The sequence below is a fragment of the uncultured Cetobacterium sp. genome, assembly GCF_947038635.1.
GTDB lineage: Bacteria > Fusobacteriota > Fusobacteriia > Fusobacteriales > Fusobacteriaceae > Cetobacterium_A.
Window position 1 is genome coordinate 1 of sequence record NZ_CAMQXC010000027.1, and the last position, 20603, is coordinate 20603.

At 28.4% G+C, this 20603-nt stretch carries 17 protein-coding genes, 1 pseudogene and 1 riboswitch; of the genes and pseudogenes, 5 read left to right on the top strand and 13 right to left on the bottom strand.

Annotated elements, in window-relative coordinates:
- The 6 genes and pseudogenes from Q0V08_RS04415 to recQ all read right to left on the bottom strand — a co-directional run.
- Nucleotides 1–212, bottom strand: a pseudogene (locus Q0V08_RS04415) (ABC transporter permease); the annotation flags it as partial.
- Nucleotides 213–1331, bottom strand: coding sequence for an ABC transporter ATP-binding protein (locus Q0V08_RS04420; RefSeq protein ID WP_297432433.1), 1119 nt, complete (start codon nucleotides 1329–1331; stop codon nucleotides 213–215). It lies immediately after the preceding pseudogene.
- A 130-nt stretch (nucleotides 1332–1461) separates the two neighbouring features.
- Complete coding sequence (gene raiA / locus Q0V08_RS04425; protein ID WP_023049584.1) at nucleotides 1462–2022, bottom strand: ribosome-associated translation inhibitor RaiA; 561 nt, start codon at nucleotides 2020–2022, stop codon at nucleotides 1462–1464.
- Nucleotides 2023–2074: 52 nt separating this feature from the next.
- A complete protein-coding gene (locus Q0V08_RS04430; protein WP_297432436.1) occupies nucleotides 2075–2755 on the bottom strand; it encodes an ABC transporter ATP-binding protein in 681 nt (226 codons plus the stop codon).
- Entirely contained in the window at nucleotides 2748–3914 is a 1167-nt protein-coding gene (locus tag Q0V08_RS04435) for an ABC transporter permease (RefSeq protein ID WP_297432438.1), read from the bottom strand. Before Q0V08_RS04435 ends, Q0V08_RS04430 begins: the two co-directional genes overlap by 8 nt.
- Before the next feature lie 15 nt (nucleotides 3915–3929).
- Nucleotides 3930–5849 (bottom strand): DNA helicase RecQ, encoded by a 1920-nt coding sequence (gene recQ, locus Q0V08_RS04440; RefSeq protein WP_297432440.1) that lies wholly within the window; start codon nucleotides 5847–5849, stop codon nucleotides 3930–3932.
- A 131-nt stretch (nucleotides 5850–5980) separates the two neighbouring features.
- On the opposite strand from recQ, the gene mnmH reads away from it, so the two are divergent.
- Together mnmH and Q0V08_RS04450 are read left to right on the top strand one after the other, a co-directional pair.
- Entirely contained in the window at nucleotides 5981–7021 is a 1041-nt protein-coding gene (mnmH, locus tag Q0V08_RS04445) for a tRNA 2-selenouridine(34) synthase MnmH (protein ID WP_297432442.1), read from the top strand.
- On the top strand, nucleotides 6984–7559 hold the full coding sequence (locus Q0V08_RS04450; protein WP_297432444.1) for a hypothetical protein: 576 nt from the start codon (nucleotides 6984–6986) through the stop codon (nucleotides 7557–7559). Before mnmH ends, Q0V08_RS04450 begins: the two co-directional genes overlap by 38 nt.
- On the opposite strand, the gene Q0V08_RS04455 is transcribed toward Q0V08_RS04450, so the two are convergent.
- The 6 genes from Q0V08_RS04455 to Q0V08_RS04480 are packed head-to-tail and all read right to left on the bottom strand — an operon-like array spanning nucleotide 7560 to nucleotide 14302.
- The gene (locus Q0V08_RS04455) at nucleotides 7560–8126 is read right to left on the bottom strand and encodes a xanthine phosphoribosyltransferase (RefSeq protein WP_297432446.1); all 567 of its coding nucleotides are present in this window, start codon (nucleotides 8124–8126) and stop codon (nucleotides 7560–7562) included.
- Nucleotides 8123–9400, bottom strand: a complete 1278-nt coding sequence (yqeC, locus tag Q0V08_RS04460; RefSeq protein WP_297432448.1) for a selenium cofactor biosynthesis protein YqeC — start codon at nucleotides 9398–9400, stop codon at nucleotides 8123–8125. The genes Q0V08_RS04455 and yqeC overlap by 4 nt, the downstream gene beginning before the upstream one ends.
- Nucleotides 9401–9427: 27 nt before the next feature.
- On the bottom strand, nucleotides 9428–11680 hold the full coding sequence (locus tag Q0V08_RS04465; RefSeq protein WP_297432449.1) for a molybdopterin cofactor-binding domain-containing protein: 2253 nt from the start codon (nucleotides 11678–11680) through the stop codon (nucleotides 9428–9430).
- Nucleotides 11667–12131, bottom strand: coding sequence for a 2Fe-2S iron-sulfur cluster-binding protein (locus tag Q0V08_RS04470; protein ID WP_297432451.1), 465 nt, complete (start codon nucleotides 12129–12131; stop codon nucleotides 11667–11669). The genes Q0V08_RS04465 and Q0V08_RS04470 overlap by 14 nt, the downstream gene beginning before the upstream one ends.
- The gene (locus tag Q0V08_RS04475) at nucleotides 12131–12925 is read right to left on the bottom strand and encodes an FAD binding domain-containing protein (protein ID WP_297432453.1); all 795 of its coding nucleotides are present in this window, start codon (nucleotides 12923–12925) and stop codon (nucleotides 12131–12133) included. Before Q0V08_RS04475 ends, Q0V08_RS04470 begins: the two co-directional genes overlap by 1 nt.
- A gap of 27 nt (nucleotides 12926–12952) precedes the next feature.
- Nucleotides 12953–14302: a nucleobase:cation symporter-2 family protein gene (locus Q0V08_RS04480; RefSeq protein ID WP_297432455.1), complete on the bottom strand. Its 1350-nt coding sequence runs from the start codon at nucleotides 14300–14302 to the stop codon at nucleotides 12953–12955.
- Between the two features lie 141 nt (nucleotides 14303–14443).
- Nucleotides 14444–14541, bottom strand: a riboswitch (purine riboswitch).
- 413 nt (nucleotides 14542–14954) lie between these two features.
- Here Q0V08_RS04480 and Q0V08_RS04485 point away from each other — a divergent pair.
- Complete coding sequence (locus Q0V08_RS04485; RefSeq protein WP_297432457.1) at nucleotides 14955–15854, top strand: aldo/keto reductase; 900 nt, start codon at nucleotides 14955–14957, stop codon at nucleotides 15852–15854.
- 53 nt (nucleotides 15855–15907) lie between these two features.
- Here Q0V08_RS04485 and ebgR read toward each other — a convergent pair whose 3' ends face one another.
- The gene (ebgR, locus tag Q0V08_RS04490; RefSeq protein ID WP_297432459.1) at nucleotides 15908–16885 is read right to left on the bottom strand and encodes a transcriptional regulator EbgR; all 978 of its coding nucleotides are present in this window, start codon (nucleotides 16883–16885) and stop codon (nucleotides 15908–15910) included.
- A 198-nt stretch (nucleotides 16886–17083) separates the two neighbouring features.
- Here ebgR and ebgA point away from each other — a divergent pair, with 198 nt between their 5' ends.
- Together ebgA and Q0V08_RS04500 are read left to right on the top strand one after the other, a co-directional pair.
- Entirely contained in the window at nucleotides 17084–20128 is a 3045-nt protein-coding gene (gene ebgA / locus Q0V08_RS04495) for a beta-galactosidase subunit alpha (RefSeq protein ID WP_297432461.1), read from the top strand.
- 9 nt (nucleotides 20129–20137) lie between these two features.
- Complete coding sequence (locus tag Q0V08_RS04500) at nucleotides 20138–20590, top strand: beta-galactosidase subunit beta (RefSeq protein ID WP_297432463.1); 453 nt, start codon at nucleotides 20138–20140, stop codon at nucleotides 20588–20590.
- The last annotated feature ends 13 nt before the right edge of the window (nucleotides 20591–20603 follow it).

The following is a 20603-nucleotide window of genomic DNA, read 5'->3' on the forward strand; positions in this document are numbered from 1 at the left end:
GATATATATATTGTTCTAAATAATATTTTCAAAAATATAGGCTCAAAAAATACATTAAAATTTTTGAGAGTGAAGATCATTTGAACTCCACCATAAGTACCCTTTGTTAAAAAAGCATAACTTAAAACAATAAGCATTGGAATGACGAAAAATACAGACATCCAAAGAGTTAGAGGAATACTGTAAAAGCTTCCAGAAGATATTTTTTTCAATTATATCACCTCAACTAAGAAGCTATCATCAGCATGCCAAGATATATAGGCATCTTCATCCCAGTGTATTGTATCATTGTCTTCTTCATCAAAATAAACAGCATGTTGCTTAAAAGCTTTAAATAAAATATTTTTATCACCATTTACCCAAACAAAGTATTTACTTTGGAATCCTGAATAAATTAATTCATCAACATAAACTTTTAAAGTATTATGTTTATCTGAAAGTCCTGTAGGAATATGTTTAGAAACTCTAATTTTTTCAGGTCTTATTGAAACTCTAATTTTATCTCCAACTTTAACAGGTTTATCTAATTCAAAAATAAGCTCTCCTAGAGACTCACTTTGAATTTTTCCATATGTTTCATCAAAAATTTCAGTGACAACACCTTCAAAAAAGTTATTTTCACCGATAAAATCTGCTACAAATGAATCGGCAGGAGCTTCATAAACTTCCGCAGGAGTTCCAACTTGTAAAATTTTTCCTTTATTCATAACTGCAATACGGTCAGAAATAGATAGTGCTTCTTGTTGATCATGTGTAATAAAAATAAAAGTTATTCCTACTTCATCATGAATATTATCAAGTTCGATTAAAAGATTTTGTCTCAACTTAGCATCTAATGCTGATAAAGGTTCATCTAGTAGCAAAACACCGGGCTTATTAATAAGAGCTCTAGCTATTGAAACTCTTTGTTGCTGTCCACCAGAAAGTTGATTAGGTTTTTTGTACATATGATCTTTTAAATCAACAAGTTCAATGAATTTTTTTACTTCAATATCAATTGTTTTCTCATCAACTTTTTTTAACCTAAGGGGAAAGGCTACATTTTCATAAACTGTTAAATGAGGAAACAAAGCATATTTTTGGAAGATTGTATTTACGTTCCTTTTATTTGGGGCTAATTCAACTATATTCTCATCTCCTAAATAGATTGCTCCACTATCAGGAGTTATAAATCCTGCAATCATTCTTAAAAGAGTAGTCTTACCACATCCAGATGGACCCAAAATAGAAAAAAACTCTCCATCTTTAATATTTAAGTTAATATTTTTTAAAACATCAACTCCGTCGAAGCTTTTCTTAATATCGACAATTTTAATATCTGTTTTTTTCAATTTTACCTCCTAATATATAATAAATTTGTTCACAATAATAATATTCTATCACATTTAACAAATAAAATAAACCAGTTTATTCGTTATAAATAAAAAAGAATCCTAGCTACACTAGGATTCTTAAATTTCTTTAGAAATGAGCAGGCTCTACATGACCATAATCTCCGTTTCTTTTTTTATAAACTATGTTCATATCTCCAGTTTCTGAATTTGTGAAAACATAGAAATCTTTATTTAAAGCTTCTAATTGTAATATAGCTTCTTCTACATCCATAGGTCTAGGATTAACTGTGATACTCTCAATTTTTTTTGTGAATTCCACAGTAATTGAGTTATCAGAAGACTCAAATGTAATTTTCTTAGCAGTAGGAATATTAGGTGAAGAGTGGTTATTATCTCTTAATTTTTCCTTATGTTTTTTAATTTGTTTTGCTAAAATTTCAGTTACACGATCTATTGCATTGTAAAGGTCGTCATCTGTATAAACACCCTTAATCACATTTCCGTTCACATGAACTCTGGCATCGACTCTTTGTAGAGGTCCTGTTTTTGATTTTGTAGCAGATAAAGTAACGTTTACAGTTAAGATGTTATCAAAGAATTTTTTTAATTTAGAAAAATTCTTTTCACAATGACTTTTGATGGCGTCAGTAATAACAAGATCTCCGTTAGTATTATAGTTTATTCTCATACAAACCACCCCTTATGGATATTTATGTAGCTTTCTTACTCTATCTATACCTTTATTCTGAAAGAATTCCTTTTTTTAAGAATAATTTTTTGTTAGATATCTCAGCAAGCTCTCTTGAATGTGTTACTGTTATAATTGTTTGACGTTTTTTGCTATTAATTTGTTTGAAAATATTAAAAATTTTTTCACTTGTTTCATTATCTAGATTTCCAGTAGGTTCATCTAAAAGTAAAATTTTAGGATTATTTATGAGTGCTCTTGCAATAGCTACTCTTTGCTTCTCTCCACCAGAAAGTTCAGTTGGCTTATGATTAGCTCTATGATCAACTCCAACTTCTCTAAGAAGTTCAAGAGCTCTTTTTTCAATCTCCCTCTTTTTAGAATAATCTTGAGTTAAAGCAGGAATCATAACATTTTCTAAAGCTGTAAACTCGGGTAAAAGATAGTGAAATTGGAAAACAAATCCAATTTTTTTATTTCGTACTAAGTCAATATTTGAACTATTCACAGATATATTTTCATTATCAATATAAATATCTCCAGAAGTGGGCGAATCTAAAAGTCCAATTAAATTAAGAAGTGTAGTTTTTCCAGAACCAGATTGTCCAAGAATAGAGATAAAATCGCCTTCTTCAATTTGTAAATTTAGATTTTTAATAATTTCTAAAGTTTCTGTTTTAGTTGAATAATTTTTACAAATATTTTTTAATTCAAGCACAATATTTTTAGTCATGTCTTAAAGCCTCCACAATTTTTAATTTTCCAGCTCTATATGCAGGAAATACACTAGATAAAAATATTAATAATATATTAGCTCCTATAATAGTAAATAACTCATTTAATGATAACTCTATTGGAACTTTTGTTAAATAGTATATAGAAGATATTCCTGGAAGAGAGTAAGTTTTAATATACCAAAGTAAAAACAGAGATATAAAAACTCCAAAAATAATACCAGTCAAACCTAATATAATACCTTGAATTAAAAATATTTTAATAATAGAGCCATGAGATATTCCAATAGATCTCATAATACCAATATATCTTATTTTTTCTCTTACCATTGTATTTAAAATCACCCAAACTACAAAACCAGCGATAATAACAATTAATGAAAATCCTATTATCATTACTGTTTTTTCAAGAGTAAGAGCTTTTAAAAGATTCTGATTTAAACTTCCCCAAGTTCTGTTGTAAAGACCTGAATCACTATAAACTTTATTAGAAACTTTATCAGCATCATATGGATTTTTTAAAATTAAATCAATAGAGCTAATTGTATCATCTCTTTCTGTAATATATTGAGCAGTTTGAAGAGGTAAAATAATCATTGATAAATCATAATCATAATAACCACTCTGAAAAGTACCCATAATTTCTAGTTGTAGTTCTTTATTATTTGCAGAGATTATATTAATGGGATCTCCAATATTTCCTCCAATTCTATTTAAAAGTTCCTCACCAATTAAAATACCTTTTTTATTTGATAGATCAATGCTACCTCTTTTAATTTTATTTTCTAAATTAAGAGCAGGAATGGCTTTTTTTAAATCTAGTCCATCTAGTTTAACACCAGAGATGTAAGTTCCAAGAATTCCATTGTATTTAACAATTCCTTGACTAGAAACTTTAGGAATTACACCTTTAACTTCTGGATATTTTTCAAAAGTACTTTCTAAAGAATCATAATTTTTTAAATTTTCATTACCTATTACAGTAACATGACTAGATAACGAGAGAATGCTATCAATCATATTTTTATTTAAACCATTTGAGATACCAATAGATACAGTAAGAACTATAATACCAATGGCAATACCTATAATACCAATAAAACTTTGTTTTTTATGTTCGAAAATATGCTTTTTAGCTATAAAAAATTCAAATAACATTAGTTCACCTCGCAGTTAGTTAGTAAAAAGAGTTTTTATTAAAATCTCTTTTAATTCATCAGTTGTAATTTCAGTATTTAAAGCTTTTTTTAATTCTGTAAGTTGTTTATCACCTAAATATTTTTCATCAATAATACTATCTACATAAAGCATATCGATTTCTTGAGGAGAGAGTTTGTTGATTGTTTTCAAGAAAAGATCTCCATAATTTTTGAATTTCTGATTACCAATACCTCTGATTTTTAGCATTTCCCAACGATTTTGAGGTTTTTTTTCAGCCATTTCCATAAGAGTTAAATCAGAGAAAATAATATAGGGAGGAACACCCTCTTTTTGAGCAATCTCTTTTCTTAAACTATTTAATGTTTCAAAAAGTGGATCTTCAAAATAATCAAACGTTACAGATTCATTGACTCTTCTAAATACAGCTTTTATATTTTTTAAAACTTCAAAAGCTTTTGAAGTTAATTTTAGTGTAGGAAAACTTCCAGCACTTTGTTCTAAGTAGTTTTCAGATATAAGGTAATATATAAACTCTTCAAGATTAGATCTATTATAAGAGGACATAATCCCAAATGTAGTGAGTTTGAAATACTCTTTTCTTTCAATTTTTGTATCAATTTTTCCCATTAAAATATTAGTTAAAGTAGAGATACCAATACTTTCTTTTGTACGACCTATACATGAAAAAACTTTTTGTGCATCTAAAGTAAAAGATTTTACATCTTTAAAATTTTTGCAATTTCCACAATTTCCACAGTAGTTTTTAATTCTTTTATCACCAAAATACTTCAAGATATACTCTCTATAACAGCTTTCTAAATAGGCATAATCAATCATTTGATCAAGTTTTTTTCTTTTTGTATTTTTTAATTGATTTGAACTTTCTTCATTTTGTTCAATTAGAAACTCTTGAGTAGATACATCCTCTTCAAAGAATAATAAGATTGCTTCACAGGGAGCACCATCTCTTCCGGCTCTTCCAGCCTCTTGATAATAACTTTCTAAATCTTTTGGAATATTTCTATGAATTACATATCTAACATTAGATTTATCAATACCCATTCCAAAAGCATTAGTAGCAATCATAACTTTTACATCATCTCTTAAAAACTTATCTTGAAAATTTGTACGTTCTTTTTCATCTAAACCAGCATGATATTTTCCAACGCTAAACCCTTTAAGTTGTAAATAACTATATAAATTATCTACTTCTTTTCGAGTAGCAGCGTATATTATTCCAGATTTTTTTGAATTTCTTTTTAAATACTCACTAATAAAAGCTTCTGGAACAACTCCTTTTTCAACTTTAAAAGTAATATTTTCTCTATCAAATCCATCAACAGAAACCTTAGGATTTTGTAAATTAAGCTTTTCAATTATATCTTGCCGAACTTTACTTGTAGCGGTAGCAGTAAGTGCTAAAATTTGAGGTCGTTGATTAATTTTGTTTAGAAAATCTGGAATTTCTAAATAACTTTTTCTAAAATCATGTCCCCACTGAGAGATACAATGAGCCTCATCAACTGCAACCATAGATAGTTGTATATTTTTTATAAAATTTATAAATTTTTCATTTGATAATCGTTCAGGTGCAATATAAAGAATCTTTATACTTTTATTTCTAATACCTTGAATTAATTTAAGGTACTCCTCTTTACTAAGTGTTGAGTTTAAAAACCCTGCTCTTACTCCTAAATATTTTAAAGAATCAACTTGATCTTTCATGAGAGATATTAACGGTGAGATAACAATAGTAAGATGAGGGTAAAGTAAAGCTGGAATCTGATAACAAATAGATTTTCCACCACCAGTAGACATAACACCTAAAGTATCTTTTTTAGAGAGAATATTATTTATAATTATATCCTGTCCTTTTCTAAAATTTTCATATCCATAAATAGTTTTTAATAACTCTTTTGCTTTTGTTTTCATAACTTCCTTTCTATTTAAAAGTTAATTTCTTAATAGATTTTATCATAATAAAGATATTTTTTATATAAATAATATTCAATTTTATTAAAAATCATAGTAAAATATAATAAGCATAAAAAATGGAGGAAAAAATGATTTTAGTAAAATATGAGGATTTGTTGAAGGAGAGAAACTACACTTTAATAGATGTAAGAACTCCAAAAGAGTTTAAAGAAGAACCTATTCCAGGAGCTATAAATATACCATTACTTTTAGATGAAGAGAGAGTTGATGTTGGAACTGCTTATAAACAAGTTTCACCTGAAAAAGCTAAAGAGTTAGGAGTTGAAGCTATTGCTAAGAGATTGCCTGACATATTTAGAGAGGTTCAAAAACATGCTAAAGGTAGATTAGCATTTTATTGTGCTCGTGGTGGAATGAGAAGTGGTTCTATGTCAGCTTTATTTGAAGCATTAGGGTATACAACTTGGAAATTAGAAGGAGGATACAGAGCTTATAGACAATATATTTTAGAAAATATAAAAACTTATAATAAAGATGTTAAATATATTGTTTTACATGGAAAAACTGGTATTGGAAAGACAAAAATTTTACAGCAATTAGAGAAAAAAGGATATTCAGTTTTGGATTTAGAGAAGATTGCTAACCATAAAGGGTCATTTTTTGGTGGGGTTTGTGAAAAAGAGGAGCAAAGTCAGAAAAAATTTGATTCTTTAATATTTGATTATTTTTATAAAAATAAGCCACAATATGTGATTGCAGAAAGTGAAAGTAAAAGAATAGGAAATGTTTATGTTCCAGAAGATATATTTCAATCTTTAGCTAATGGAGTACATTTATCACTAGAAACAACGATTAAAAATAGAGTGGAAGTAATAAGAGAAGATTATGCTGGAGCAACAGTAGGTGAGCTTCAAAAATGCTTAGATAAAGTTGGAAGATACATTGGTAAAGAAAAATATGAAGAGTACTCTCAAATGTTGAAAGATAATAAAATAGATGAACTTTCAGAAGTGTTAATGATAGATTATTATGATCCTCTTTATCAAAAGAGTATAGAAAAGTATATCTATGATTCAGAGATATTTTATGAAACTATAGATGAGGGAGTCGAGAAAGTGGTGAGATATCTAAATGAAAAAGGTATTTTTGGAAAAGAGGTCACTGAATAAATTATTTATAGTTTTAGTATCATTTGCCGTAGCAGTTTTAATATATTTGCTTTTTAGAAGTAGAAAACTTTTTTATTATCAAATTATAGAGTTAATGAATTTAGATACGCATGTTGGGGCAATAAGAAAAATAGTATGGGTTTATAGAAAACACATACCAAACTGGGTAATCTATTCTTTACCAGATGGATTATGGTTATTTTCAATGGGAGTTTCGATTTTACATAATAGAGTTTTTTATAAAAAAGCTCAAAATATATTTAATATAATATTTTTTACTATGATTGGGATAGAGGTGTTTCAGGGGATCTATGGAGGGCATGGTACTTTTATAGGAACTTTTGATGGAGCAGATGTTATATGCTACATAATAGGGTATATAATGGCGTCTATATTGGGATATTTAAATTGGATTAAAATTTCTAAAGAGAGAATAATAGAAAATGAAGATGAGATTTTGAAAAAAGAAAGAAAAAAAATCCTAATAATTGTAATTGTATTTACAATATTAGGATTCTTCCCAGCTTTAGTAACTTAATTATCTTAAAGTAATTGTATTATCTTCTAAAGAATCAATGATTGCAAGGGATTCAAGGTGAATTCCTTGCTCTTTTAATATAGTTCCACCAGGTTGAAATCCTTTTTCAATAACAATTCCAACACCTTCAAGAGAAGCTCCAGCTTGATCTATGATGTTTTTAAGTCCAATAATAGCATTTCCCATAGCTAAAAAATCATCAACAACAAGAATACGATCCTCAGGTGATAAAAACTCTTTAGAAACAGTTATATTGTAATCTGTTTTCTTTGTAAAAGAGTGAACATTTGCATTATAAGCATCTCCCATTGTAGAAGGTTTTTTCTTCTTAGCAAAAACCATAGGCACTTTAAAAGCATAAGCAGCAGCAATACCAATTGCAATTCCAGAAGCTTCTATTGTAAGTATTTTATTTATATTTTTTCCCTCAAAACGCTTTTTTAATTCCTCTCCAATTTCTATCATTAAAATAGGATCGATTTGATGATTGATAAAACTATCTACTTTTAAGATAGAGCTATCAGTAACTGATCCGTACTTTTCAATATATTCTTTTAATAACTTCATATTTGTTCCTCCAATGTTTCTAATTTTTTTAAATCACTTTGTGTATCTATATCAAAAAACTCTAAAGAGTTTTTAAAATTACATTTTATAAAACTTTCTTTTTTTAAAATCTCACGTCCTCCACTATCTCCCTTTAATTCTATAAGATTATTACGATAACGTTTTGGAAAGAGAACAGGAGCTTTTTTATTTCCATCTACAAATGGAACTATAATCTGATTATATTTTTGAAACTCATATATTAATTTCAATAAAACTTTTTTTGTTAAAAATGGCATATCTCCTGGAATAAAAAGATAACCACTTAAAGAGGCTTTAAAAGTTCCTAATACTACAGAATAACTTTGTCCAAGATTCGAATTAGAGTTGTTAATGTAAGTAAAGTTATAATCTAAACTTAATTGATTGTGAAAAGTTGTTTTTCCAACAAGCACTTTTTCTGTAAAATTTAATTTAGAGATATTAGAAAGAGTTTTTTCTAATATAGTTTTACCATCACTTAATTTAAAACTTAATTTATCACCTAAAAATCTTTTTGAAAATCCTGCAGCTAAAACAATTGGTGTAATATTTTTAAAAGATAGAAACTCCTCTTTAAAAATAGATCCAAAATAAATTTTAGAGGTAATATTAATACTATTTGCAATATTAAAGAATTTCTCAAATAAATCGATATTTTCAATTTTATTAAAAAATAGTATTTTTTCATTTAAAGTTCCTTTAAAAAAGGTATTGGAATTAATATAACCTATATAATCATTTTTTTCAATAGTTTTATTAGAATTAAAATATTGTTCTTGAAAAAGACTAAATCTATGTATAGTGTTTTCATTTTTTTCTTTATGTAGAGCTGTGATATCAACAATAGCAATAGTTTTAGTGGAATCTGGATAAATGATAGGCTCATTATTCTTCCAACCTTTTAGAGCTTTATTAGCACTTCCATCAGCTTCTATTAAAATAAAATCAAAATATGTTTTTAATTTATCTAAATCTTTAAAAGTGACACTATCAATTTTATTATTTTCAATCTTTGGACAAAAAATGTGTATAAAATTATCCTGAGGAGATATAGAATCTATCTCCTCAGGATATATGAAAATAAAACTATTATTTTCTGTGTTCTCTGGTTTAAAAATTTTAGTGGTTGTAGCTATTAGGACAGTTCCCTTTTTTTTAAGTTTATTTGCTAGGTAAAACATTAATGAGGTTTTACCACCAGCTCCAGTAATAGAGACAATATCTCCTTTTGTAATGTTAAAAAGTTCTGACATAAAAATCTCCTCCCACTTTGAATAGTTTTATATATTTAAAATTCCCATTAAAACTTTTTCAGATGTTACAGGTAAATTTCTAACTCTAACTTTAGTTGCGTTGTATACTGCATCTACAATAGCAGGAGCGGGTGTATTTACAACAACTTCACCAACAGATTTAGCTCCAAAAGGTCCTGTTTTTTCATAAGAGTTTGAAAACTCCACTCTTATATTTTTACAATCAAGTCTAGAAGGAATTTTATATTGCATTAAAGAGTCTGTCATAACTCTTCCTTTCTTATCATACTTAATATCTTCAAAAAGAGCAAGTCCTATTCCTTGAGCAGCTCCACCTTCAACTTGAACTTGAACTAGGTTTGGGTTAATTGGTGTTCCACAATCTACAACAGAAAGATAATCAATTACATCAACTTCTCCTGTTAAAGTGTCTACTTCAACTTCAGCAAATCCAGCTATAAATGGTGGCGGAGAAGTTTCACCTCCCCAAGTTCCAGTTGTAGTAATTTGATTCATTCCTTCAAAAGAGATAGAACGTTGTGCAAACTCCTCTAAAGATATAGTTTTATCAGCTACTTTTAGTTCAGTTCCAAGATAGTCAATATCACCAATTTCAACATTGAACATTTTAGATGCACCTTTTAAAATCTCCTCTTTCATATTGTTTGCAGCAATAATTACAGCATTTCCTGTAACATAAGTACCACTAGATGCATATGCTCCAGGATCATATGGAGATAAATCAGTATCAGCTGAATGAATAGAGATTCTATCCATAGGAACCTCTAAAACTTCAGCAGCCATTTGAGTAAGAACAGTATCACATCCTTGTCCCATATCAGTGACCCCAACCATAAGATTAAAATCACCTCTATCTCCAAGTTTTATTGTTGCAGCAGCAGTATCGATACCACCAATTCCAGATCCTTGCATTGTAACAGCCATTCCAGCAGCTCTAACTTTATTAGGAGCTACTTCTCTAGGGATTGATTTTTCTGCCCAATTAAATTTCTCTTTACCAATTTCAATACATTTTTTGATATCACCACTTGTAATATACTTTCCTTCACCTGGTTCAACAAGATTTTTCATTCTAACTTCAGTAGGATCAAGATTTAGATGGTGAGCTAATTCATTGATAATAGACTCTACAGCAAATGTTCCTTGAGTAGCTCCGTATCCTCTAAAAGCACCAGCATTCATAGTGTTAGAATAAACAATATTAGCATTAAACCTCATAGGTACAGTATCGTAAAGAGGGAAAGTTTTATATGAAACAAGAGAAGTAACTGTAGGAGCATGTTCACCATAAGCACCAGCATTTGATAAAACATTTATATCAATAGCTTTAATATTTCCCTTTGTATCTGCACCTATTTTAACGTCAAGTTTCATTCCGTGTCTTGTAGTTGTACAAGTATGTGTTTCTTTTCTATTATATATTATTTTAGATGGTTTTCCAGTTTTTAAAGTAACAAAAGCTGAATAGATTTCACAAACAGCTGTTTGTTTTCCACCAAAACCACCACCAATTCTAGGTTTGATAACTCTTATTTTGCTGCTAGGCATCTCTAAAGCTCTTGCTAAATGTCTTCTAACATGAAATGGAATTTGTGTTGAACTTACTGTCGTTAATCTTCCATTGACATCAAAATAACTATAAGATCTATAAGTTTCCATCATAGCATGCATTTGTGGTTGAGTATAATATGTTCTTTCAAGAATAACATCACTATTTTCAAATCCTTCATCAACACCAGGTTTTTCAGCATAAGCTTTAGAAGCGATGTTTCTCTCTTTTTCATACCCAATTTCAAAATTAGTGTGAACCTCTTCAGGATGAATGATAATATGAGAATCAATAGATTTTTCAAAATCTAAAATTGGCTCTAAAACTTCATATTGAACTTTAATAAGTTTCATAGCTTTTTCAGCAGCTCTTTCATCTTCAGCAGCAATAATAGCCACAGGATCTCCAACGTATCTAACATATTCATCAAGAATTCTTCTATCATATGGAGATGGTTCAGGGAAACTTTGTCCAGCTAGAGTAAATCTAGTTTTAGGAGTATCATTGTGTGTAAAAATAGCTTCAATGCCAGGAACCTTTAAAGCTATTGAAGTATCAATAGCTTTAATTTTAGCAAAAGGGTGAGGCGATCTTAATAACTTTATAGTTAAAACATTATTATTTAAAATCAAATCTTCAGTATAAGCAGGATTTCCAGTAACAACTCCTATACCATCAACTTTTTTAACAGATGTATTAACAATTTTCATTTTTTATCTCCTCCATAAAATTTCTAATTGCTCTAAGTTGAGATACATATCCACTACATCTACAAAGATTTCCGTTTAAATAATGCATAATTTCATCATCAGTAGGATTTTGTAGTTCTTTTGTCATTGCAATAACTGTTAATGTAAACCCAGGAGAACAAAAACCACATTGTTCAGCCCCTTCGCTAGTCATGAAAGAAGCAAATCTTTTAGCTTCTATTGGAAAATGTTCAATTGTAGATATTTGTTTTCCTTGCGCTCTAGCTGCAAGAGTGCTACAAGAAAGTATAGGAGAACCATTTAAAAGAACTGTGCATAGACCGCAAGCTCCAGTGTCACAACCTCTTTTAACACTTAGATATCCCTCTTTTCTTAAAACATCAAGTAGATAATCGTCATCTTTTATAAGAATCTCTTTTTTTCTACCATTTATAGTAGTTGTTAATAACATTAATTTAAAACCTCCTGAATTCCTTTTCTAAGTAATGCTGCTAAAAGAAGTTCTCTATAAGATTTTGAACCTCTCATATTTGAATCTAAAGGAATTTCATTTCCAATATATTTCATAGCATTGATAATTTCTTCTTCAATATTTTCACTGTGGTTAAAAATCTCCATAGTCTTTCTAGCCAGTAAAGCTCTTCCAGGTCTTGCCCCAACAGAAATAGTTACACTATTATCTAACTTACAAATAGCTAAATTTATAATAGAATAGTCAGTTTTACTTTTTCTTACACATTGAAAAGATGTTTTACAAGTTTTTTTAGGTATTAAAATCTCAACTAATATATCTCTTCTAATATCTGTTTCATTTAAAAATGATTCTAATGTTAAGATACCACCATTAAAAAGTTTTACTTTACTATTTAAAGCTAATAAAACTGGGATTAAATCAGAGAAACCATACTTGCTAAAAACTGTTGCTCCAACAGTTACATTTGTTCTAAATTGTACACCAATAATATCCTTTAAAGCAGTATTAAAAATTTCTCCAAAATAGTTTTTTAAAAGAGAGCTAGTTTCAAGAGCTCTAAAATTAGTCATAGCTCCTATTGAAATAAAATCATCTTTTTCTAAAATGTAACTAAGATTTAAGTTTGACAAATCAATAGCTGTATTCCAAGAAGTATTTCCCATTCTTAAATAAGAAGTTCCACCTAGAATAATATTTTTTTTATTTTTTAAAAGTTCCGAGTAAGCTTCTTCTAGAGAAGAGGCTAGAAAAAATTTTGAAAAAGAAAACAAGTTAAAACCTCCAATTAATCTAATTTATTAAGCAACTTTTTTAGCTAATTTAGCTTCTTCAGTTACTTTTTCTTCAACAGTTTCATTCTCTGGAGGTAAAATTATATTTAAGAACACAGCAATTGTACCAGAAACAACAATTCCAGATCCACCAAATATAAGTTTTATACTCTCAGGGAAAACAGTTAGAGCTTCAGGAACATTACCAAGTCCATATCCAAGCCCTAACGAAACAGCTAATATAACAGAATTTCTACCTTTTAAAGGTTCTTTAGTAATTAAGTTGATACCACTTATTGAAATCATAGCAAAGACCATAACTAAACTTCCACCAATAACACTAGCTGGAATAATTGTAAAAAGAGCACCTATTTTAGGAATAAAGGCTCCAACAACTAAAAACATAGCACCTGTAGCAACAACAAATCTACTCATAATACCAGTCATAGCAATAATACCAGTATTTTGACTAAAAGATGTAGTAGGTAAAACAGAGAATACTGCGGCTAAAGCACTTCCAAGTCCATCAGCAAGAATTCCACCTGATAATTCCCTATCAGTTGTTTCTCTACCAGCACCACCCATAGTAACTCCAGACATATCTCCAACTGTTTCAACAGCAGAAACAATAAACATTAAAATCATTGCTAAAATAGCATCAAAATGAAACGCAAAACCAAACATTAAAGGTCTAGGTACAGTAAGGTAATCTGCTTGAATAAGAGGTTGTAAATTTACTTTTCCAAATATTAAAGCTACTATAAAACCAACAATAGTTCCAATGAAAATAGAACCTGTACTTAGAATACCTTTTGTAAATTGTTTGAAGAAAACCACAGTAATAAGAACAACAGTTCCAATAAGTAAATTTTCAACAGAACCAAAATCTGGAGCACCAACACCACCAGCAAAACTTTTAATACCAACAGGTAAAAGAGAAAGACCGATAGAAAGAACAACAACACCAGTAACAATAGGTGGGAAATACTTTCTAACTTTTTTTATAACAAGACCTAAAAGTCCTTCAAAGATTCCTCCAATTAAGGCAGCACCTAATACTCCTTCAAAACCATATCTTGTTCCAATAGAGATAGCAACAGGAACAAAAGCAAAACTAGTTCCAACAACAATTGGTAATTTAGCTCCAATAGGACCAAGAGTGTATGCTTGAACTAAAGTGTTTAATCCTGCAACAAACATAGAAGCTTGAATAAGAAGTGTTTTCTGCTCAGGTGAAATTCCTAAAACTCCAGCAACAATTATTATAGGTGTAATATTACTTACAAACATTGCTAAGATATGTTGTAAACCTAAAGGTAAAGCTGTTTTTAACTCTGGAACTCCATCTAAGTGATAAGGTGATCTGTTTTTTTTCATTGATAATAATCCTCCTAAAATTCTTTTTTGAATTTTACTCAAATATATAGTTGGGATTAAACTATTGTAGAAAATAAAAAAAGATTATCTTTTTTCATCTCCTACAAGTGAAAAATAGATAATCTAAAAAACTAGACTAAAAAATCTATTTATTTCACCCATAGTGGCTAATTTAAGGTTAGCCGTAGAAACTTCCGACCGTATTACGGATATATATGAGTAATTCTTTAATTTCCCCTGAGTTTTATACTAAGGGTATTATATACTACACTTAAAATGCTCTTAAAAAAACTAGTAAATGAATTAGTCAAGTTTTAGTGAATTTAAGAACGTTTACTTAGAAAAAATGATACCATAAATTAGTTAACTTTTCAATATTTTTTTACCAAGAACAAAAGATTAAAATATGCCCTTATAAGACAAAAATAAAGTATAACAAACTATTCAAAATAAAAAGTTTGACAAACAAAACAAATTGTTATAAACTATATAAGTAAATGCTGTTATTTACGCCAACCAAAAATTAGTTAAAAATTGAAGACCCTTCCCAAGGTCTTCTTTTTTATATTGATTTATTTTACTGTTTGTTTTGACAATTATATATTTTAAGAATATACTAAGTGTAACCAAAACTAAATATAAGGGGGCTTTTATGAATTATATACAGTTAAGTGAAAAAGTAAAAATGTCAAAAATAGCATTAGGATTTTGGCGTCTAAATGACTGGGGTATGTCTAAAGAGGAACTGTTAAAATATCTAGAAAAAGCAATTGATTTAGGTGTTACAACATTTGATCATGCAGATATTTATGGACGTTATACTTGTGAAAAAATTTTTGGAGAGGCCTTAGCTTTAAAACCAGAATTAAGAGCAAAAATGCAATTAGTAAGTAAGGTTGGAATAAAATTAGTGTCAGAAAATATGCCTGAAAATACATATCATTGTTATGATACAAGTTATGATCACATAGTAAAAAGTGTAGAAAAATCTTTAAAAAATTTAAATATTGACTACTTAGATTTAGTATTAATTCACAGACCAGATATGTATATGGATGCAGATGAAACAGCAAGGGCTTTAACTGATTTAAGAAATGCAGGAAAAGTTTTAGAATGGGGAGTTTCTAATTTTTTACCATCAGATTTTAATCTTTTACAAAGTAGATTAGATTTTAAATTAGTTACTAATCAAGTGGAGTTATCACCAATGAAAACACAACATTTTTATGATGGAACAATAAATTTAATGCAAGAAAAAAGAGTTCCAGTAATGATTTGGTCGCCTTTAGCAGGAGGAGAAATTTTTACTTCTGGAGATGAAAATGCAGTGGAGTTAAGAAAAGTTTTAGAAAGATTATCTAAAAAGTATAACTGTAAATCAGATACAATAATTTATGCTTGGCATTTATCTCATCCAGCAAATTTAATACCAATTTGTGGAAGCGGAAAGATAGAGAGATTAGAAGCTGCTGTAAAAGCTTGCAATATAAAATTAACAAGAGAAGAATGGTTTGAAATATTAGTAAATGGAATGGGAAATGATATTCCATAAAATATATTAACAAAAAAGCCTTACTATAAAGAGTTATAGTAGGGCTTTTTTATTTAAAGTATACTTTTAGTTGTTTCTCTTAAAACTAAAGAGAATGGTACTGTTATTTTTAAAGGCATTATTCGATTGCTTTCAATTTTATCTTTTAAAATTCTTACAGCTTCTTTTCCCATTAAATCTGAATGTATTTTGATTGTTGAAAGGGCAGGATAAGTAAAACTTGAGGCAGGAATATCATTTATACTTATAATAGCAATTTTATTAGGAATTTCTATTTTATTTTCATTTAAAGCTTTTAAAACTCCAATAGCAATAGAGTCATTGGCAATAAAAAGAGCGTCTGGTAAGTTGTTATTATCAATCATGGTTTTAGCAAGATTATAACCAGAACTACTAGTGAAATCTCCAACATAAAAGTTATCTTCATCAACAACTTTTTTAAGGAGAGAGTATTTTATAAAAGCTTCCTCTCTTTCATCTAAAACATTTTCAAAATCTCGACCACCAATATAACCAATTTTTTTATAGTCGCATTGTATAAAAAAATCTACAATACACTCTGAAATCTCTTTTAAATCTGCAGTTATACAATCAAACTCTCTATTATTACAAGAATCTATAAAAATTATATTATTGGATATTTTTTTTATTTTTTTTATTTGAATATCATTAAATTGTCCAACACATAGAACGCCGTTGTACTTTTTATCAAGAGAATTAATATTACTATTGTAGATTTTATCAATATCTATATCTAAATTTTTACACTCCTCCTCTATAGCAAATCTAATTGATAAATAATATGGATCATTAAACTCTAACTCTTCACTGTAATTGAAAAGAGCTAAAAAGTGAATTTGTTCTTGTAAATTTATTTTTGAAGATATTTTATATCCAATTTTTTCAGCCACTTCCAAAACTTTTCTCTTAGTTTCATCTTTAACAGAAAGAGTAGAATCATTATTTAAGATTCTTGAAACAGTAGCAGAAGATAGTCCTGTTAAGTTTGAAATTTCTTTTAAAGTCGCCATGAGACCTCCTATTTATAATATATTCTTGTATATATAATAACATATTTTTTTATTGTTGCAATATTTAAAAGTTTTTTTAGTAAAATATTTAGTAAAATATTTACTAAAAAAATTGACAAAAAAGATGAAAAGATGTATACTCGATTCATGTAACAAAAAAACTTTAAAAGCACTTAATTGGTAGGTTATATATAAAATATGAACAATTGGGAAAATATTAAAAAAACTAATGAAAATAGAATGGGAGAAAGAGCTTACTTTTTTAGTTATAAAAATGAAGAGATAGCTAAAACGTATCAAAGAGATAGAAGTAAAAATTTTATGCTTTTAAATGGACAGTGGAACTTTAAATATTTTGAAAATCCATTTTTAGTACCAGAAGAGTTTTATGAGAAAGAGGTGGAGGAATTTGGGAAGATAAATGTTCCAAATATGTGGCAGTTTGAAGGTCACGGAAAACTTCAATATACAGATGAAGGGTTTCCTTTTCCAATAGATATACCTTTTGTACCAACGGATAATCCTACAGGAGCTTATCAAAGAACTTTTGTTTTAAATGAAAATTGGAAGAATAAGCAAGTTATAATAAAGTTTGATGGAGTAGAAACATATTTTGAAGTTTATGTAAATGGAAAATATGTTGGATTTAATAAAGGAAGTAGATTAACAGCTGAGTTTGATATATCAAAATATATCAAAGATGGAAAGAATCTTTTATCAGTAAAAGTTTTACAGTGGGCAGATTCTACATATGTAGAGGACCAAGATATGTGGTGGACAGCTGGAATTTTTAGAGATGTTTACTTAGTTGGAAAGACAAAAACTCATATTCAAGATTATTTTATAAAAACAGTTTTTAATGAAGATTATATTGATGCAAAATTATTGTTAGATATAGAGATAGAAAATTTAGAAGAGTCAGTAAAAAAAGATTATAAATTAAAATGGTCATTATTTGATGCAAATCAACTAATTTTTTCTGAGTTAGTTGATATTTTAGAGATTGATAAGATGAAAAAATTAAATTTAGAAAAAATCATTCAATCACCAAAACAATGGACTGCAGAGACACCAAATTTATATAATTTAATTTTAGAATTAATTGATGAAAATGGAGAGGTTTTAGAAGTAGTTCCTCAAAGAGTAGGATTTAGAGATATAAAAGTAAAAGATGGATTGTTCTATGTAAATGGTAAGTATTTAATGTTACATGGAGTTAATAGACATGATAATGACCATATAAGCGGTAGAGCTATAAATATAGATAGAGCTGAAAAAGATATTATTTTGATGAAACAACATAATATAAACTCTGTGAGAACAGCACATTATCCAAATGACCCAAGATTTTATGAGCTATGTGATATTTATGGATTATTTGTTATGGCAGAAACAGATGTTGAATCTCATGGATTTGCCAATGTTGGAAATTTAAGTATGATAACTGATGATATTGAGTGGAAAGATGTTTATGTTGAAAGAATAGAAAGACACATAGCAGCTCAGAAAAATCACCCAAGTATAATAATGTGGTCTTTAGGAAATGAATCAGGATATGGAGTTAATATTCGTGAGATGTGTAAAAGAGCAAAAGAGCTTGATGATACAAGATTGGTTCATTATGAAGAGGATAGAGATGGAGAGGTTGTAGATGTTATAAGTACAATGTACTCTAGAGTTCAAATGATGAACTACTTTGGAGAACACCCAATGGATAAACCAAGAATTATATGTGAGTATGCTCATGCTATGGGAAATGGTCCAGGGGGATTAACGGAGTATCAAAATGTATTTTATAAACATCCTCATATTCAAGGGCATTATATTTGGGAATGGTGTGATCATGGAATTTTAGAGTTTGATGAAAACGGTAAAGAGGTTTATAAATATGGTGGAGACTATGGTGACTATCCAAATAACTATAACTTCTGTATGGATGGATTAATTTTCTCAGATCAAACACCAGGATCAGGATTAAAAGAGTATAAACAAGTTATATGTCCTGTAAAGATTAAAAAGATAGAAAATGAATTTGAAGTTGAAAATAAATATTGGTATATAAATTTAGATGACATAACTCTTCACTATGAAATTGTAGCTGAAGGTGATATTTTATCTCAAGGAACTATAAAAGAGTTAGGAATAAATCCAGGTGAAGTATTTAATATATCTTTAGCTGAAGAGGTTCTAGATAATAGAGAAGTCTATGTGAATTTTAAAGTGAAAAAAGATTCTAAAACACTATATAGTCAAGAGGATTATGAATTAGGAATTTACCAGTTTAAATTACAAGACAGAAAAATAGTTGAAGAAAGATATGAGTCAAACAATAGCACTTCTTTAACTTTAAAAGATAGTAAATTAGAGTTAGTAATAGAAGGATTTAATTTTGAAGTGAAATTCTCAAAGTTAAATGGAAAATTAGAAGCTTGGACTTTTAATGGAGAGGATATTATAGAAAAATCACCTAAATTAAATTTCTTTAAACCTATGATAGATAATCACAAGCAGGAGCATAATGATTTATGGATACCAAATCATTTACAAATTTTACAAGAGCAATTTAGAACTTTAGATGTAAAAGAGTGTGAAGATAAAGTAATAATAACAGTTAAGTCATTAATTGCACCACCAGTATTTAACTTTGGTATTAGATGCAACTATATTTATGAAATAGATAAAAATGGATATATAACATTTAAGTTATCAGGAGAAAAGTATGGAGATTACAACGATATTATTCCAAAGATTGGATTGGAGATGGGAATAAATAAAAAGTATCAAAATGTTGAGTATTATGGTAGAGGACCTGGAGAAAATTATCAAGATAGTAAGGTTTCTAATATAATAGGAGTTTATAAAAATAGTGTTGACGGATTATTTACAAATTATCCATTTCCACAAGATAATGGAAATAGACAAGATACAAAATGGATATCTTTAACTAATCATTTTGGAGAGGGAATATTTATTAAAGCAAAAAAAGATACTATTAATTTTAGTGCTTGGAATTTTACTCAAGAAAATATATATAAAGCACAGCATATAAATGAATTAGAAAGAGCAGATTATATAACACTAAATTTAGATTATAAAGTACTTGGATTAGGATCAAATTCGTGGGGATCAGAAGTTTTAGATTCGTACAGAGTTTATATGAATAACTTTGAATATGAGTTTTCAATACTGCCATACAGTTCTGGAAGTATAAAAGGAAAGGAGCTATCTAAATTTAGTTATTAGGAGGAATAAATGTTAATTTTAAATAATTTTGATGAGTTTAAAGATATCTTTAGAAGTGGAAAAAAATGGATTAGATGTAAAGAGGCTATAGAAAATATAAACAATATAAAAGAGAATAGATATCATAGTATTGGAGATTCTTTAGTTTATATGTTTAAAACGGAAAATCATAAAGATGAAGTAGAGTTACAAGGACATAGAAGATATATGGATATTCACTATTATGTAGAGGGAAAAGAAACATTAGAAATATCTAAAAAAAATGACTTGAATGTAAAAAGTAGTTACTCCGATGAAACAGACACAGAATATTTTCATGGAAATGGAGAGATTGTAAATTTAACAACTGGGAATTTAATAATAATTGAAAATGATGAAGCTTTTAGATTTAAAGGAGCAGAGAATCTAAAAAAAGTAGTTTTAAAAGTAACAATTGAAGATAATTATTTCTTAAATAAATAGTATTATGGAGGAT

Coding starts and splice junctions, on each gene's coding strand:
- raiA (WP_023049584.1), bottom strand. CDS start 2,022: ATGAGAATAAACTATAATACTAACGGAGATCTTGTTATTACTGACGCC.
- Q0V08_RS04430 (WP_297432436.1), bottom strand. CDS start 2,755: ATGACTAAAAATATTGTGCTTGAATTAAAAAATATTTGTAAAAATTAT.
- Q0V08_RS04435 (WP_297432438.1), bottom strand. CDS start 3,914: ATGTTATTTGAATTTTTTATAGCTAAAAAGCATATTTTCGAACATAAA.
- recQ (WP_297432440.1), bottom strand. CDS start 5,849: ATGAAAACAAAAGCAAAAGAGTTATTAAAAACTATTTATGGATATGAA.
- mnmH (WP_297432442.1), top strand. CDS start 5,981: ATGATTTTAGTAAAATATGAGGATTTGTTGAAGGAGAGAAACTACACT.
- Q0V08_RS04450 (WP_297432444.1), top strand. CDS start 6,984: ATGAAAAAGGTATTTTTGGAAAAGAGGTCACTGAATAAATTATTTATA.
- Q0V08_RS04455 (WP_297432446.1), bottom strand. CDS start 8,126: ATGAAGTTATTAAAAGAATATATTGAAAAGTACGGATCAGTTACTGAT.
- yqeC (WP_297432448.1), bottom strand. CDS start 9,400: ATGTCAGAACTTTTTAACATTACAAAAGGAGATATTGTCTCTATTACT.
- Q0V08_RS04465 (WP_297432449.1), bottom strand. CDS start 11,680: ATGAAAATTGTTAATACATCTGTTAAAAAAGTTGATGGTATAGGAGTT.
- Q0V08_RS04470 (WP_297432451.1), bottom strand. CDS start 12,131: ATGTTATTAACAACTACTATAAATGGTAGAAAAAAAGAGATTCTTATA.
- Q0V08_RS04480 (WP_297432455.1), bottom strand. CDS start 14,302: ATGAAAAAAAACAGATCACCTTATCACTTAGATGGAGTTCCAGAGTTA.
- Q0V08_RS04485 (WP_297432457.1), top strand. CDS start 14,955: ATGAATTATATACAGTTAAGTGAAAAAGTAAAAATGTCAAAAATAGCA.
- ebgR (WP_297432459.1), bottom strand. CDS start 16,885: ATGGCGACTTTAAAAGAAATTTCAAACTTAACAGGACTATCTTCTGCT.
- ebgA (WP_297432461.1), top strand. CDS start 17,084: ATGAACAATTGGGAAAATATTAAAAAAACTAATGAAAATAGAATGGGA.
- Q0V08_RS04500 (WP_297432463.1), top strand. CDS start 20,138: ATGTTAATTTTAAATAATTTTGATGAGTTTAAAGATATCTTTAGAAGT.